General features: G+C 71.6%; 15 protein-coding genes. 8 read left to right on the top strand and 7 right to left on the bottom strand.

Translation table 11 applies throughout. The features are described from left to right. Both ACQUSR_RS16675 and ACQUSR_RS16670 read left to right on the top strand, forming a co-directional pair. A complete protein-coding gene (locus ACQUSR_RS16675) occupies window positions 1–2325 on the top strand; it encodes a BTAD domain-containing putative transcriptional regulator (RefSeq protein WP_431043359.1) in 2325 nt (774 codons plus the stop codon). 119 nt (window positions 2326–2444) lie between these two features. Further along, complete coding sequence (locus tag ACQUSR_RS16670; RefSeq protein ID WP_431043358.1) at window positions 2445–3182, top strand: DUF4232 domain-containing protein; 738 nt, start codon at window positions 2445–2447, stop codon at window positions 3180–3182. A gap of 186 nt (window positions 3183–3368) precedes the next feature. Here ACQUSR_RS16670 and ACQUSR_RS16665 read toward each other — a convergent pair whose 3' ends face one another. Further along, window positions 3369–5204, bottom strand: coding sequence for an NHL domain-containing thioredoxin family protein (locus tag ACQUSR_RS16665; RefSeq protein WP_431043357.1), 1836 nt, complete (start codon window positions 5202–5204; stop codon window positions 3369–3371). 112 nt (window positions 5205–5316) lie between these two features. Between ACQUSR_RS16665 and ACQUSR_RS16660 the strand changes: the two genes are divergently transcribed. The 3 genes from ACQUSR_RS16660 (at window position 5317) to ACQUSR_RS16650 (ending at window position 7911) form a co-directional block, all read left to right on the top strand. Next, window positions 5317–5634, top strand: coding sequence for a hypothetical protein (locus ACQUSR_RS16660; RefSeq protein ID WP_431043356.1), 318 nt, complete (start codon window positions 5317–5319; stop codon window positions 5632–5634). Between the two features lie 23 nt (window positions 5635–5657). Continuing rightward, window positions 5658–7364 (top strand): alpha/beta hydrolase, encoded by a 1707-nt coding sequence (locus ACQUSR_RS16655; RefSeq protein WP_431043355.1) that lies wholly within the window; start codon window positions 5658–5660, stop codon window positions 7362–7364. 100 nt (window positions 7365–7464) lie between these two features. Next, window positions 7465–7911: a hypothetical protein gene (locus tag ACQUSR_RS16650; protein ID WP_431043354.1), complete on the top strand. Its 447-nt coding sequence runs from the start codon at window positions 7465–7467 to the stop codon at window positions 7909–7911. Between the two features lie 12 nt (window positions 7912–7923). On the opposite strand, the gene ACQUSR_RS16645 is transcribed toward ACQUSR_RS16650, so the two are convergent. Then, complete coding sequence (locus tag ACQUSR_RS16645; protein WP_431043353.1) at window positions 7924–8721, bottom strand: carbon-nitrogen family hydrolase; 798 nt, start codon at window positions 8719–8721, stop codon at window positions 7924–7926. 146 nt (window positions 8722–8867) lie between these two features. Here ACQUSR_RS16645 and ACQUSR_RS16640 point away from each other — a divergent pair, with 146 nt between their 5' ends. After that, window positions 8868–9695, top strand: a complete 828-nt coding sequence (locus tag ACQUSR_RS16640) for a maleylpyruvate isomerase family mycothiol-dependent enzyme (RefSeq protein WP_431043352.1) — start codon at window positions 8868–8870, stop codon at window positions 9693–9695. A 246-nt stretch (window positions 9696–9941) separates the two neighbouring features. Here the strand turns inward: ACQUSR_RS16640 and ACQUSR_RS16635 are convergent, their stop codons facing one another. The 3 genes from ACQUSR_RS16635 to ACQUSR_RS16625 all read right to left on the bottom strand — a co-directional run bounded on the left by ACQUSR_RS16635 (window position 9942) and on the right by ACQUSR_RS16625 (window position 13110). After that, window positions 9942–11030 carry an alanine racemase gene (locus tag ACQUSR_RS16635; RefSeq protein WP_431043351.1) on the bottom strand — a complete coding sequence of 363 codons (1089 nt, stop codon included), beginning with the start codon at window positions 11028–11030 and terminating at the stop codon, window positions 9942–9944. A gap of 71 nt (window positions 11031–11101) precedes the next feature. Next, on the bottom strand, window positions 11102–12427 hold the full coding sequence (locus ACQUSR_RS16630) for an MFS transporter (RefSeq protein WP_431043350.1): 1326 nt from the start codon (window positions 12425–12427) through the stop codon (window positions 11102–11104). Then, window positions 12424–13110, bottom strand: a complete 687-nt coding sequence (locus ACQUSR_RS16625) for a GntR family transcriptional regulator (protein ID WP_431043349.1) — start codon at window positions 13108–13110, stop codon at window positions 12424–12426. Before ACQUSR_RS16625 ends, ACQUSR_RS16630 begins: the two co-directional genes overlap by 4 nt. Before the next feature lie 100 nt (window positions 13111–13210). On the opposite strand from ACQUSR_RS16625, the gene ACQUSR_RS16620 reads away from it, so the two are divergent. Continuing rightward, entirely contained in the window at window positions 13211–13438 is a 228-nt protein-coding gene (locus tag ACQUSR_RS16620) for a FitA-like ribbon-helix-helix domain-containing protein (protein WP_431043348.1), read from the top strand. Beyond that, complete coding sequence (locus tag ACQUSR_RS16615) at window positions 13435–13827, top strand: type II toxin-antitoxin system VapC family toxin (RefSeq protein WP_431043347.1); 393 nt, start codon at window positions 13435–13437, stop codon at window positions 13825–13827. Before ACQUSR_RS16620 ends, ACQUSR_RS16615 begins: the two co-directional genes overlap by 4 nt. 26 nt (window positions 13828–13853) lie before the next feature. On the opposite strand, the gene ACQUSR_RS16610 is transcribed toward ACQUSR_RS16615, so the two are convergent. Next, window positions 13854–14690: a GNAT family N-acetyltransferase gene (locus ACQUSR_RS16610; RefSeq protein WP_431043346.1), complete on the bottom strand. Its 837-nt coding sequence runs from the start codon at window positions 14688–14690 to the stop codon at window positions 13854–13856. A gap of 41 nt (window positions 14691–14731) precedes the next feature. Beyond that, a complete protein-coding gene (locus ACQUSR_RS16605; RefSeq protein WP_431043345.1) occupies window positions 14732–15088 on the bottom strand; it encodes an ASCH domain-containing protein in 357 nt (118 codons plus the stop codon). Window positions 15089–15091: the final 3 nt, after the last annotated feature.

Below are 15091 nucleotides of genomic sequence, written 5' to 3'. Positions count from 1 at the left end.
GTGGAGTTCGCACTGCTGGGCCCGGTCACCGTCGCCACCGGGCGGGGAGAGCTGCCGCTGGGCCCGCCCAAGCGGCGCAGCGTCCTGGCCATGCTGCTGCTGCAGCCCAACACGACGGTCTCCGTCGAGCAGTTGACCGCCTCCCTGTGGGAGGACGAGCCGCCCGCGCACGCCCGCACGGTCATCCAGGGGCATGTGTCCAAGCTGCGCGCCGCCCTCGCCGAGGGCGGCGCGGCGGAGTACGGCGTCGAACTGACCACCCACGGCTCGGCGTATCTGCTGCGGCTGCCCGAATCACTGGTGGACGCACACCGGTTCGGCGAGCTGGCGGCCCTGGCCCGGCCCGAGACCGCCCCCGACGACGCGGTCGGGCTGCTGCGCGAAGCGCTGTCACTGTGGCGCGGCCCGGCGCTGACCGGCACCGTCTCCACCCCGCCGTTCGCCGCGGCGGCGCACGCGCTGGAGGAGCGGCGGCTCGCGGCCGTCACCGCGCTGGCGACCGCGTACGGGACCCTGGGCGAACACGACCGAGCGGCGGCCTCGCTGTCCCCGCAGGCCGTCGCCCACCCGCTGCGCGAGGGCCTGGTCGCGGCGCTGATGCTCGCGCTGTACCGGGCGGGGCGGCAGTCCGACGCGATCGAGTGGTACCACCGCACCCGCCGGACGCTCGCCGACGAACTGGGCGTCGACCCGGGCGAGCGGCTCCGGGACGCGTACGAGCGCATCCTGGCGGGCGAACGGGGCGCCGTGCGCGGCGTGGTGCCGCACGCACGGCCGGGGACGGCCGACGGCGCCGCGGTTCAGGGCACGCACGCCGCGGGCACCGGTGCCGCCGGTACGGGCGGACGCGCCGCCGGCGCGGGTCCGGCGGCCGCCGCTGCCTGGGACGGCGGGCGGCACGCGCCGGGGGCCGGCGAGACCCGCGGCGCGGTTGCGGAACACGGCCCTGGTCGCTCTGGCAGCCCTGGTGGCCTTGGCGCCCCTGGCGGCTCTGGGGGCCCTGGGGGCCCTGGCGGCTCTGGGGGCCCTGGTGGCCTTGGCGCCCCTGGCACCCCCGGCGGCTCTGCGGGCCCTGGCAGCTCTGGGGGCCCTGGTGGCCTTGGCGCCCCTGGCACCCCCGGCGGCTCTGCGGGCCCTGGCAGCTCTGGGGGCCCTGGCGGCCCTGGTGCCGCAGCGGGCGCGTACGGCACCGGGCTGGGGCCCGGCACCGTCGCCGGGCCAGGTGGCGGGACCGGGCCGGGCCCGCACGGGACCGATGCCCCGCGGGTCCATGGGCCCGACACCGGCGTGCAGACCGCGCCGGAGCACGGGGCCGAGGCCGGGGCTCAGATGCTGCCGCGAGCGCCCGCCGGGTTCTTCGGGCGGGGGGCGGAGTCGGAGCGGTTGACCCGGCTCGCGCTGCCCGGGGCCGTCACCGACAGCGCCGTCGTCCTCGTCACCGGCCCCGCCGGGGTCGGCAAGACCGCCCTCGCCGTGCGCTGGGCGCACGCGCACGCCCGCGCGTTCCCGCACGGGCGGCTCTTCGCCGATCTCCGCGGCTTCAGCGCGGGCCAGGAGGCCGAACCCGCCCAGGTGCTGCGGGACTTCCTGCTCGCGCTGGGGGTCGAGGCGGCCCGTATCCCGGAGTCGGTGGACGCCGCCGCCGCGCTGTACCGGTCGCTGTCGGCGCACCGCGCCCTGCTGGTCGTGCTGGACAACGCCCGCAGTTCCGCGCAGGTCCGGCCGCTGCTGCCGGTCGGTCCGCACTGCGTCACGCTCGTGACCAGCCGCAGCAGGCTGGACGGGCTGGTCGCCACCGACTCGGCCCGCGCGGTGCCCCTGCGCGCGCTCGGCCCCGAGGACGGGGTGGCGCTGCTCGGTGCCGTACTGGGGCCGGACCGGGTCGCCGAAGACCCTGTCGCCGCCCAGGAGTTGGTCGGGTTGTGCAACGGGCTGCCGCTGGCGCTGCGGGCCGCAGCGGCGCAGCTGACCGCCCGACCCCGCTGGCGGCTGGCCCGGCTGGCGGCGGCGCTGCGCGACGAACGCCGCCGACTCGCGCTGCTGTCCGCGGAGGACACCGGCATGGCGGCGGCGCTCCGCGCGTCCGTGGCGCGGTTGTCGGCGGACGACGCGCGGCTGCTCGCAACACTGGGCAGCAGCTTCGCCCGGGAGGTGGACGTGTCCGCGGTCGCCGAGATAGCCGGCTCGGATCCGGAGCTGACCCGGGACGGCCTGGGGCGGCTCGCGGAGATGCACCTGATCGACGAAGAGGCCACCGACCGCTATGTGATGAGCGATCTGGTCAAGCTCTTCGCGCAGGACGAGGAGAAGGAGAACGGCCGTTAGGGCGAGAGGACGCTAGGCCGTTAGTGGGACGTTAGCGGGACGGCAACGGTACGGCAGCGGCGTGGGGGAAGCTCATATCCGTACCGAGGAACAGCACTCGCTTCCGGGGGGAATCCGCCATGAACGCCACCGCCGCCGCCACACGCCGCTCCCGCGCCCTGTGGAGCGCCGTCGCTCTGGCCGCCGCGGCCACGCTCACCCTCACCGCCTGCGGTTCCGACGAGGACGGGGTGAAGACGACGGGCACGGGGTCGTCGACCACGTCGGCCGCCTCGGGCAAGCAGGTGGACGAGGCGGCATCCGGCTCCGGCCAGTCCGCGGACAGCGGCACGGGCTCCGACGGCAAGGCCGGCTCCGGCGGGGCCGACGGCACCGGCGGGGTCAAGGATCAGAACGGCTCCACCGGCAGCAAGCAGCCGCAGGCCTCCGGAAAGACGGCGACGTGCACCACCGCGCAGGTGTCGCTCAAGGTCAGCGAGGTCAAGCGGCCGGTCAACCACCTGGTGCTCCAGGCCACCAACACCTCGAAGAGCGCCTGCAACGCCTACGGCTACCCGTTCCTCGGGTTCAACGGCGACCAGGCCACGATGAGCGTCTTCGAGGAGAGCAAGCCGCAGGCCGTCACGACGCTGGCGCCGGGTCAGACCGCCTACGCGGGCATCGCCTACTCCTCGGCGAGCGGCGAGGGCGGCAACCCGCGCCAGGCCGCCAAGCTGCGGGTCTCCTTCGCCGGGCCGAACCAGGACGGCAGCGCCGGCGGCACCACGGAGCTGGCCCTGCCCCGCACCCTGACGGTGGACGACTCCGCGAGCGTCACGTACTGGCAGAGCGACCTGGCCGACGCGCTCACGTACTGACCCACCTCCCATGGACTGATCCGGTCCGCCTGATGCCCCCCATATGGGCGGAACGGATCAAACGGGCCGCTCCCGACCAGATCAGGGACCCGAAAGGGGCTGATCGGGAGCGGCCCGTCGGCATGCACTCCGCATCGTCAGGCCCCCGTCGTCAGGCCCCCGTCGTCAGGCGCTTCTCGAACGCCGTCAGCCCGTGGCCGCGTCGTCCATCCCGGCCAGCACCAGCGGCAGCCGGTCCGCGCCCCCCTCGGCGATCCTCACCGGCACCCCCCAGTCCTGCTGGTGCACATGGCAGGCCGGGTACTCGTTGTGCGGGTCGTCGTCGCAGGACGCGGCCATCGCGGAGACATGCAGCACGCCCTCGGTGACCCCGTCGGCCAGGACCAGTTCCCGGCTGAGGTCCGTGCCCGGCCCCGCGCCGTCCGCGAGCAGCTCGGGCGGGGTGGAGCTGACCAGCAGCCGGGTGGAGGGGCCGTAGCGCGTGTCGAGTTTCTGGCCCGCGGGCGCCTGGAAGACCACGTCGAGCCGGAGCGTGCCGGGCGCGACCTCGGTGGCCGCCCGCTGCGTGCGGTGGGCCACCGCCTCGACCCGCACCGCCTCCTCGGGCAGCCGCAGCCGGGTCAGCCGGTGCCGCGCGGACTCGACGACCACGATGTCGCCGTCGACGAGCACCGCCCCGGAGGGCTCCCGCAGGTCCGTGGCCAGCGTGCTGACCTCGTCGGTCGCCGGGTCGTAGCGGCGCAGCGCGTGGTTGTAGGTGTCCATCACGGCGACGGATCCGTCGGGCAGGGCCGTGACGCCCAGCGGGTGCTGGAGCAGGGCCTGGGCCGCGGGGCCGTCGCGGTGCCCGAAGTCGAACAGGCCGGTGCCGACCGCCGTACGGACCGCGAAGCCGTCGACACGGTCGGGGTCGCGCTCGACCCAGCGCAGCGCGGAGGTTTCGGAGTCGGCGAGCCACAGCCGGTCCGCGGTGGCGGCGAGCCCGGACGGCTGCGCGAACCACGCCTCGGCCGCGGGCCCGTCGACCAGGCCCTCATTGGTGGTCCCGGCGGCCGCCTCGACGGTCCCGGTCTCCGGGTCGTACGTCCACAGCTGGTGGACGCCCGCCATGGCGATCCACAGCCGGTCGGCGAACCACGCGACGTCCCACGGCGAGGACAGGTCCACCTCGCGGGCGGGGCCGGACGTCGGCGAGCCCTGCCACCATTGGGAGCCCGTCCCGGCCAGGGTGGTGACCTTCCCCGTCTCCGGGTCGAAGCGGCGCACGGCGTGGTTGACGGTGTCGGCGACCGCCACCGTCCCGTCCGGCAGCAGCGCCAGCCCCTGCGGCTCCTGGAACCGGGCCCGGTGCGGGGCGCCGTCCGTCAGCCCGCGGCCGCCCTGCCCGATCCGGCGCAGCACCGTCTCCCCGTCGGCCGCCAGCTCCACGAGCTGGTGCCGCGTGGTGTCCGACACCAGGTAGCTGCCCGCGGGCAGACGCAGCGCCTTACCGGGGAAGCGCAGATCGGTGGCGACCGGCTCCGGCGGCACGTACGGACCGTCGCCGCGCCGCAGCGTGCCCTTGGCCGCGTGCTCGGCCTCCAGCTCGCCCACCAGTGCGGCGAGGGCGTGCGCGTGGCCCTCACCGGCGTGCTGGGCGACGACGTACCCCTCGGGATCGATGACGACGAGGGTCGGCCAGGCCCGTACCGCGTACTGCTTCCAGGTGGCCAGCTCCGGGTCGTCCAGGACGGGGTGGTGCACCTCGTACCGCTCGACGGCGTCGACCACGGCCTGGTGCTCGGCCTCGTGCACGAACTTCGGGGAGTGCACTCCCACGATCACGACCGTGTCGCGGTGCTTCTCCTCAAGCTCCCGCAGTTCGTCCAGGACGTGCAGGCAGTTCACACAGCAGAACGTCCAGAAGTCGAGGATGACGATACGGCCCCGCAGCTCGGCGAGGGTGAGGGCATTGCCGCCGGTGTTGAGCCAGCCGCCCTTGCCGATCAGCTCGGGGGCGCGGACGCGTGCACGTGAAGCCATACCGCCATCCAACATCACCGGCCCGGAAAGCGGAATCCGGCCACCCCTCGGCAACCGCGAAGCTAGGGTGATCAACGCGGTCCTACGGCTAACGGGGAGGGCGAGTAGCCGCATGTCCCAGAATGACGATCTCAAGGTGACGCCTGCTGTTTTACGCGCGGCAGCGGCAGCGGCCGACACCATCAGCAATGACTTGACGAGCAAGATCAAGACCGCCGTCGACGACAGCGTCACGGTTACCGAGTCACTGTCCGGTTGGGCCGTCACCAAGCAGCTCGACACCACCACGGAGTCCTGGCGCCTTGGGCTGAAGACCATACGGGAACGGCTTGAGGCAACGGCGACGGCGCTGCGGGGCACGATTTCGGATCACGAGTGGAACGAAAAGGAAATCGCGCTGAAGTTCCCTGCCGGACACGACAAGCGGTGACTCGCAAACGGGGTGGATGACAGATGGGGTCAGAAAGCGTCAGCTTCGCCAAGTTATTCAAAGCAGACTTCTCGGATCTGGAGGCCGCCGCCAAGTCGTGGCGCAAGCTCTCCAAACACATCACCGAGACCTCCGTGCAGCAGCATCGGACCCGTGTGACGGGCCCCCTGCACGCCGGGGAGTGGGAGGGGGAGGCCGCCCGGGCGGCCCGCACCTCGCTGGAGCAGAAGGAGCGCCAGTTAGGCATCGCCGCGCAGCAGACCGGGCTGATAGCGGCAACACTCTCGACGGCCTACGAAAAGCTGGTGGCGGCCAGGACAGAACTGCGTAATGTCGTCCGCCAGGCGGAGGACGCCCATTACGACGTCGACGACAACGGCGCCATCCAGGCGCCGAGACTGCCGACCAGCGGGCAGAACGACCCGGATTATGACGCGCTGAGCAAGAAGTACAGCAGCGAGATGGCCGGTTACCAGCAACGCATGGAAAAGGCGCTGACCAAGGCCGCGAAGGTCAGCGACGAAGCCGCCACGTTGCTCGCCCGGATCGAACCCGAGATCATCGACCGGCGAAACGGCTGGGTGGACGCCAACCTCGACGCGCTGCGTGTCGCCGACCTGGCCGGCGTGGATTCATCCAAGCTTCCGAGGAAGAACGCGAGTGCCAGCGAGGTCGCCAACTGGTGGGAGGACCTGGACGAGACCGAGAGGCAGCTGTACATCGCGTCCTATCCGGAGGACCTCGGCCAGTTGAACGGCTTGCCGTCCACCGTGCGCGACCAGGCGAACAGGCGGTACCTGGAGCAGGAGCTGGCCATCTACGAGTCCCAGCCGATCCGCGATCTGACCCCCACGATGCAGAACGAATACGGTTCGCTGCTCAAACTCAACCAACGCCTGAACGAGGAAGACGCCAACGAGAAGCACCGGCAGCTGTTCCTCCTCGGCCTCGACCCGTCCGACGACGGCCGGGCCATCGTCTCGGTGGGCAACCCCGACACGGCCAAGAACACGGCCGTGTACGTCCCCGGAATGGACACCACCCTCGCCACATTCGGCGGCGACATCACGTGCGCCGACAACATGGTGAAGGCGAGCGAGCAGTACGGAAAGCCCGGTGACACCGCCGTGGTCGCGTGGCTCGACTACGACGCGCCCGACGGCCTTGTACAAGCCCGCAAGCCCAGCTACGCACAGGACGCCGGGCCCGGACTCCAGGACTTCGTCACCGGCTTGTGGCAGACGAATGAGGAGCCGAACGCCCGTCGCACGATAGTGGGCCACAGCTACGGCAGTGTGGCCGTCAGCGAGGCCCTGCGCAGCCCCGGGGGCATTCCCGTCGATGACGTCATCGTCGCCGGAAGCCCCGGCATGCGCGTCTCCCGAGCCGCCGATCTGGGCATTGCGCCCGAGCACGTGTGGGCCGGGGAGGCTCCTGGCGACATCGTTCCGGACACGGGGAGGGCGGGCGTGGCCCACGGAGAGGGCGAGAGCCTCACCAGGAGGATCCGAGGCATATTCGACGGAGGGTTCGACCACATCAACACGGTTCCCACCGATGACCAGTTCGGCGCGAACAGATTCCACACGGGAAGCGCACGTGGGCACAGTGACTACTGGGACATGGAACGCGACGCGCACGGTTCGGAGGTTCCGAACGAAAGCCTGGACAACCAGGCGCAAATCATCACGGGATACCACGGAGGCAGGGATGTGACACTCGTTGACTGATGTCCGAACGGGTAGGGCTGTGGCGGCCTTGGTTCTCCTGGCCGCCCTGTCCGGCTGCGGGAGTTCCGACGGCGACCGCAAGGAGAAAAAGGAGAAACCAGTGCAGACGATCAGCGCAGCGACGCTCGGTGACCGCTTACGCGATATGTCCAAGCACGTCTACACAGCCCTGGATGTGCCAGACCCCATCGATGGGCCCACCGATGAGGTCACCCCGTACACCTGCGATGGCGACAACGGGCGGCCGCGCGAAGACCAGTACGGGCTGACCCACTGGTGGCAGATCAATGACATCAAGGATTTCAAGGCCCAGTTCATCCCTGCGGTGAAACGACTCAAGGAATACGGGGAGCGGCAGGGCTGGGAGATCGCAAAATTCAAGCTTCCGCCGGACGTCCTCGATCCGATCGTCGTCATGAGGGACCCGCGCACGGGATACGGTGTCTGGGTCAAAGCGCTCACGGGCAACGACCTCAAGCGCATCATCGCCCGCGTGAGCTCCCCCTGCGTCAAGGTGCCCCCCGGCGGAGAGAACCCCGCCACCTGAACCCCGAGGACGTCACCGTCGGCGCGGCGTCGGCAAGCCCAGCAGCCGGTCCTTCAGGGCCGGGAACTCCTCGCGGGTCTTGGCCACCCGCGCCAGGTCCAGTTCGACGTCGAGTACCTGCTCGTCCGGCCCCGCCTCGGCGAGCACCTCGCCCCACGGGTCCACGACGATGCTGTGTCCGGCCTGTTCCACCCCGGCGTGCGTGCCCGCGGTGCCGCAGGCCAGGACGTACGCCTGGTTCTCCACCGCGCGGGCGCGGGCCAGCAGGGTCCAGTGCTCGCGCCGCCGCGCGGGCCAGCCCGCCGGGATCACCAGCATCTGCGCGCCCGCGTCCACCAACAGCCGGAACAGCTCGGGGAAGCGCAGGTCGTAGCAGGTGGCCAGGCCGATCGTGGCGTCCGGGAGGACGGCGGTGGCGATCTCCTCGCCCGCGCCCATCATCACGGCCTCGCCCTTGTCGAAGCCGAAGCGGTGGATCTTGCGGTACGTACGGGCCAGTTCGCCGTCGGGGGAGAAGAGCAGGGAGGTGTTGTAGAGGGGGCCCTGGGGATCACGTTCCACGATGGACCCCGCGTGCAGCCACACCCCGGCGTCGCGCGCGGCCGCCGACATGGCCTCGGCCGTCGGGCCGTCCAGCGACTCGGCCTCGGCGGCGAACGACTCGTACGCGAACGCGCCCACCGGCCACAGTTCGGGCAGGACGACCAGATCGGCACCGGCCCGCGCGCGGACGAGCGCGGCCACTCGCACCCGGCGGTTTTCCACCGACTCGTCCGGGTCCACACCGATCTGGATCAAGGAGGCACGCACACTACCACCGCTCTCAGCTATCGACCCGTCAATCGGGGCCTACGATCAGATGCGAAAGCACTGCCGGGGTACTCCTGCGCAGCGTAACTTAATCGCCAGACAGCCAGACAGCACCCAGCCCGCGTATCAACCGCCCGAGGGGTCCCGTGACCGTCCATCCCAGCCTTCAGACCTCCATCGACGCCTGGACCCACTCCATCGAGGCGATATCCGCGTTGGTCACCCCACTCGTCGAGGGCGAGTGGAACCGGGCCACCGAGTGCCCAGGCTGGTCGGTGCGCGACATCGTCTCCCATGTCATCGGCCTGGAGTGCGAGATGCTGGGCGACCCGCGTCCGATCCACTCACTGCCGCGCGACCTGTTCCACGTCAAGGACGAGCTCTCCCGCTACATGGAGGTGCAGGTCGACGTACGGCGCTGCCACACGGCGCCGGAGATGACGTCCGAACTGGAGTACACGATCATCCGCCGGTCCCGGCAGCTGCGGAACGAGAAGCGGGAGCCGGACACGGTGGTGCGCACCGTGCTGGGCGGCAAGGAGATGCCGCTCGAACGGGCCCTGAAGCTGCGGGCGTTCGATGTGTGGGTGCATGAGCAGGATCTGCGCCGGGCCCTGGGTCAGCCCGGCAATCTGGACTCGCCGGGCGCCCACATCGCCCGTGACGTGCTGCTCGCGGGGCTCCCGTCGGTGGTCGGCGAGCGGGCCGGCGCGCCCGCGGGTTCGGCGGTCGTCATCGACGTGAGCGGCCCGCTGGAGTTCATGCGTACGGTGCGGGTGGATGCCGAGGGCAAGACGACGGTCGACGGCAGCGTCTCGCTGGGGCCGGCCGTGACGCTCGCGGTGGACTGGGAGACGTATCTGCGGCTGGCCTGCGGGCGGGTGCGGCCGGAGGCCGTGGCGGAGCGGGTCAAGGTCGAGGGCGACCAGGAGCTGGCGCGCGCGATCCTGGCCGAATTCGCGGTGACGCCCTAACTAGCGCCACCCGGCACCCGGCAGCAGGCGGCAGGCGGCAGGCGGCAGGCAGGCTCGTATCGCCACCCCGCCCCAGGCACCGCCAGGCCCGTGGCGCCATGTCGCCCCAGGCGCCGCCGAGCCCGTAGCACCCACCGGCCCCAGGCGCCGCCCCCGGCACCACCAGGCACCGCTTGGCGCCCGCAGCGCCACCCCGCCCCCTTCCGTCCCTCCCCTTGTCTCACCGTCGCGGCCGAGCGCCGCCGGTCAGGAGTTCGCCCCGCGGGCCGTGACAGGCCAGCGGTCGACCACCGCGCCGCCCCGGGTCACCAGGAGCTCGTCGGCCAGGTTCACCGCCGTACACACGTGGTTGGGTACGACGGCCAGGAGCGTGCCGGGCCGCGGCGGCGGAGTGCCGGGTGCCAGCGTGACGACGGCGTGGTGCTCGGAGAGCGAGGTGACGACCGCGCCGGGCAGCTCCGGGAGGAGCCCGTGGCCGGGCGCGTGCGGCGAGGTGTCCGTACTGAGGATCTTGCTCCCCGCGTCGAGGACGAAGCGGTCGGGCGCGGGCACGCTGACGACGGTGGCGGCGGCGGCCAGGGCGACGTCCTGGACGGTGCAGCTGCCCAGCGCGACCTGGGTCGCGTCGTTGAAGACGTAGACCCCGGGCCGCAGTTCGTTGACCACGCCGGCCCGCGCCGCGCCCGCGGTGGGGGTGGAGCCGCCGCTGATCACGGGGGCCGTCAGGCCGATGCCCTCGATGGCGCGGGCCGCTTCGCCCAGCGTGCGTTCCTCGTCGCGAGCCGCCGACTCGCGGGCCTCGGGCCCGTACCCGTGGCCGGGGAAGGTGAAGACGCCCCGCACCAGCAGACCCGCGTCGGTGGCCGCCCGCGCCACGGCCGCGGCGCGGTCCGGGGCGACGCCCGTGCGGTGGTGGCCGCTGTCGATCTCGATCAGGACCCAGAGCGGCCGAGCGGCGCCGCTCATGGCGCGCCCAAGCTGCGCGGCGCCCTCTACCGAATCCACACCCACGCTCAGCGCGACCCGCTCGGCCAGGCTCCGCAGCCGCCGCGCCTTGCCCTCGTCCACCCAGAGCGGGTACGCGATGAAGAGGTCCTCGACCCCCGCGTCCGCGAAGATCTCGGCCTCGCCGATGGTCGCGACGCTGAGCCCCGTCGCCCCCGCGCGGATCTGATACTCCGCCAGGCGCGGGCTCTTGTGGGTCTTCGCGTGCGGCCGCAGCGCGAAGCCGAGTGTGCGGGCCCGGTCGGCCATCCTGGCGATGTTGCGCTCCAAGATGTCCGCGTCCACCACCAGCGCCGGTGTGCTCACGCCCGCAGGCGGCCGAATCGTCACGTCATCGCTCCTGGTCGAATAGGAAACACGTACAGCACAAATCTGTACACAAACACGCACATATGCAGTCGTCAGACCGGAACATGTACCGCCTCCACGCGACTGGCCATGACCCGCTCCCGCTCACGCCGGTGCGCCCGGCCCCACAGGCGCAGGATCTGGCTCAGGCCCAGCGCCTGAAGGACGAAGACCGAGGAGAAGGCGATCCGGTAGTCGTCGCCCGTGGCGTCGAGAAGGAGGCCCACGGCCAGCAGTGTGGTGATCGAGGCCGTGAAGCCGCCCATGTTGACGATGCCGGACGCGGTGCCGAGCCGCTCCGACGGGTTCGCGGGCCGCGCGAAGTCGAAGCCGATCATGGAGGCGGGGCCGCAGGCCCCGAGTACGACGCACAGCGCGATCAGCACCAGGCGCGGGGCGTGCTCCCCAGGCCAGGCCAGGACTCCGCCCCACAGCAGCGCGGTGGCGGCGACCGTGCCGAGGGCCAGCGGGGCCCGTGCGGCGTGGTGGCGGGCGATGACCTGCCCGTAGACCAGGCCGATCACCATGTTGGACAGCACCACCAGGGTCAGCAGCTCGCCGGCGGCGGCCCGGTCGAGCCCCTGCGCCTCGACCAGGAACGGCATCCCCCACAGCAGCAGGAAGACCATTGCCGGGAACTGGGTGGTGAAGTGCACCCACATGCCCAGCCGGGTGCCGGGTTCGTGCCAGGCCGCGGCGATCTGGCGCCGTACGAAGCCCTTGTCGGCGTGCGCGGTCGGCGGGGGTTCGTACCCCTCGGGGTGGTCGCGCAGGAACAGCAGCGCCAGGACCAGCACCAGCACGCCGCCGAGCGCGCTGCCCGCGAAGGTCGGGGTCCAGCCGAAGCGGTGCAGCAGCTGGGCCAGCACCAGCGTCGAGATCAGGTTGCCCGCCATGCCGAAGAGCGCGGCTGTCTGCGCGATCAGCGGACCGCGGCGGGCCGGGAACCAGCGCGCCCCCAGCCGCAGCACGCTGATGAACGTCATCGCGTCGCCGCAGCCCAGCAGTGCGCGGGAGGCGAGCGCCATGCCGTAGGAGTGGGACAGCGCGAAGCCGAGCTGCCCCGTCGTGTACAGCACGATGCCCATGGTGAGCACCTTGCGGGTGCCGAGCCGGTCGACCAGCAGGCCGACGGGTATCTGCATCCCCGCGTACACCAGCAGCTGGAGGACGGAGAAGGTGGACAGCGCGGAGGCGTTGACGTCGAACCGGTCCGCGGCGTCCAGACCCGCCACACCCAGGCTCGTACGGTACGTGATCGCCACGAAGTAGATCGAGACGCCCAGGCCCCAGACGGCGATCGCGCGCCGCCCGCCGGGTGGATCCCCGGGCAGCGCGGGCCCGCCGCCGGCGCGGCTCGTCCCGGCGGGGACGCTCATCGCGCCTCGCCCCGCGCCAGGTTCCGCACCCAGCTGACGTGCCGGTGCACGACTGCGGCGGCCGCGTCCGCGTCACCGCCGCGCAGCGCCCGCAGGATCTCCCCGTGCTCGGCGATGTTCTTGGCGATGCGGTCCGGATGCGCGTGCATCACTGCCACGCCCATGCGCAACTGCCGGTCGCGCAGCTGGTCGTAGAGCCGGGAGAGGATCTCGTTGCCGGCGTGCCGCACGATCTCGGCGTGGAAGCACCGGTCGCTCACCGCCACCGCCGCCAGATCCCCGGCCGCCGCCTCCCGCCTCTGCCGCTCCAGCAGCTCCTCGAGCCGCGCGAGCAGCGACGGGGGCGCGGGCACGGCCTTGCGGGCGGCGTACTCCTCCACCAGCAGGCGCGTCTCGACCACGTCGGCGATCTCCTGCACGGACACCGGCAGGACCAGCGCGCCCTTCTTCGGATAGAGCCTGATCAACCCTTCCGCCTCAAGGCGGAGCAGCGCCTCGCGCACGGGCGTCCGCGACACCCCGACGGCTTCGGCGAGATCCCCTTCGGTGAGCAGCGTCCCGCCCTCGTAGCTCCGGTCGAGGACACCCTGCTTGACGTGCGCGTAGACCCGCTCGGCGGCGGGCGGCTGCTTGGCGGGGGCTGACTTCGCGGGAGACGTGGCGGGAGCGGGGGCAGGAGACATGCCCACAGCATAGATACAACAGGGATACGGCCGGGAGAGCCGTCCACGATCCGGACCTTCGCCAGGAGCGGTAGCGCTGATTAAGCGCTATTCTGCATGCATGGCTACTGTGCAAATTCGGAACCTCGACGACGAGGCCTACGCCATACTGCGCCGACGCGCGGCCGAGTCGGGCCGGTCCTTGCAGGAGTACCTGCGCATGCGGCTGGAACGGGATGCGCTCCAGCCCACAATCGACGAAGCGCTCGGGGCCGCCCGTGACGGACTCACGAGCAGCGTGTCCATGGAAGACATCCTCGCCGCACAACGTGAAGGGCGCGGCGAGTGATCGTCATCGACAACTCGGTGCTGGTGGCGGCGCTTCTGGACCACGGGCCGACAGGGAAGGCGTGCGCCGCCCGCATGTCCGGCCAGTCGCTGGCCGCACCGTCACTCATCGACATCGAGGCGGCGAGCGCGATCCGCGGTCTCCTGCTGGGCAAGAAGATCAAGCCGACCGACGCACACCACGCACTCCACCTGCTCCCCACCCTGCCGATCCGGCGCGTCCACCATGCGGATCTCCTGCCCCGGGTCTGGGAACTGCGTGCCAATTTCACGGCGTACGACGCCGCATACATCGCGCTGGCCGAGCACCTGGGCGCCCCACTGATCACCGGCGACGCGAAGCTGCAGCGCGGCTCGGGGGCTCGCTGCGCCATCGAGGTCATCCGCTGAGCCGTACGCCCGCCTTGTGCGTGGCGTCAGTTCACCGGCACACCCGAAGCGGCGAGCCGGCGGACCACCTGCCGGTACGCGGGCGCGCAGCGGTCGCTGTCCGCGCGCCCCAGCCAGGCGAGTTCGGCGATCTCGCGGCCGGGGATTGGATCGATATTGTCCGGCCCGCCGGTGAAGCACCGCATCCGCAGCGGGCGGCCGTTCTGCCCATGCGCGACGTCATGGACGGTGAACGCCTCGGTCAGGGCATCTGCGTCGACGACCAACCCCAGTTCCTCACCCAACTCCCGAGCCAGCGCCTGCGGCGCGGTCTCGCCCGGCTCGTACTTCCCACCGGGCAGGTAGAAGACGTCCTTGCCCTTGGTCCGTACGTTCAGCACCCGGCCGTCCCGTACACACAGCCAGGCCACCGACTCCAGCGGTTTGGGCCGGCACAGCGCGACGAGCTCGTGCCCGGTCTCCTCGTCCGTCCGCCGCCCTCGCTCCGCGAACCCCATACGGTCGTAGAACCGGCGGGCGCGCTCGTTCCGCTCGAAGACCTCCAGCGTCACTTCGCCGTGCAACGTGACGGCATGCTCCAGCAGCACCCGCCCGACCCCGGCCCCCTGCGCCTCGGGCGCGACGAAAAGCCCACCGATCTCGGCCTCCAGCAGCCCGAGCAGCCCGATGACGGTGCCCTCCGCAGTCTCGGCGACCCAGTTGTCGGCGTGTACGAGACAGACCTCCCGCACCTTCCGCGCCCGGGCGCCCGCGCCCTCCCCGTCGATGAACGGATGCGCGGCCTTAGAAGCCCGCGACCACAGATCGACCACGGCCTCCTCGTCGGTCGGCTGATAGGGGCGGATGATCGTTTCCAAGCTCACCCGACCGACCGTAAGCAACGTCCATTACCCAGGCAATCGCATTACCGCGCCGGCAGCAGCTCCAGGTGAATCGCGAGGACGCCGAGCGCCTCTTTCTCGACGGGATAGATCCCGCGACAGGCTGCCAGCAGCTCTTCTCGGCTCTTCCCCTCCCCGCCGATGGCACGGCTGTCCTCAGCGTCCAGCATGGCCTCGAAGGAGGCGTACTCCTTCACTTTGACGACCCGCGTACGCAGGACGTCATCACCGGAGACGAAGCACAGCACCAGCCCCGGGGCGATCTTCCGCATGCTGGGGTAGCCGACGCGGACCTCGACGGTCTTGATGCCTGCCGCGATCAGATCGAAGTAGGGCTTGCGGATATTGATCGCGCGCTCGCCGCGCTCCGGTTCGGCCACGCC

The organism is Streptomyces sp. P1-3 (assembly GCF_050613155.1).
GTDB lineage: Bacteria > Actinomycetota > Actinomycetes > Streptomycetales > Streptomycetaceae > Streptomyces.
The sequence above is the reverse complement of the archived record's forward strand: the minus strand, read 5'-3'. Positions and strand labels throughout refer to the sequence as shown.

Coding starts and splice junctions, on each gene's coding strand:
- ACQUSR_RS16665 (WP_431043357.1), bottom strand. CDS start 5,204: ATGGCTTCACGTGCACGCGTCCGCGCCCCCGAGCTGATCGGCAAGGGC.
- ACQUSR_RS16620 (WP_431043348.1), top strand. CDS start 13,211: ATGGCTACTGTGCAAATTCGGAACCTCGACGACGAGGCCTACGCCATA.
- ACQUSR_RS16670 (WP_431043358.1), top strand. CDS start 2,445: ATGAACGCCACCGCCGCCGCCACACGCCGCTCCCGCGCCCTGTGGAGC.
- ACQUSR_RS16660 (WP_431043356.1), top strand. CDS start 5,317: ATGTCCCAGAATGACGATCTCAAGGTGACGCCTGCTGTTTTACGCGCG.
- ACQUSR_RS16655 (WP_431043355.1), top strand. CDS start 5,658: ATGGGGTCAGAAAGCGTCAGCTTCGCCAAGTTATTCAAAGCAGACTTC.
- ACQUSR_RS16625 (WP_431043349.1), bottom strand. CDS start 13,110: ATGTCTCCTGCCCCCGCTCCCGCCACGTCTCCCGCGAAGTCAGCCCCC.
- ACQUSR_RS16630 (WP_431043350.1), bottom strand. CDS start 12,427: ATGAGCGTCCCCGCCGGGACGAGCCGCGCCGGCGGCGGGCCCGCGCTG.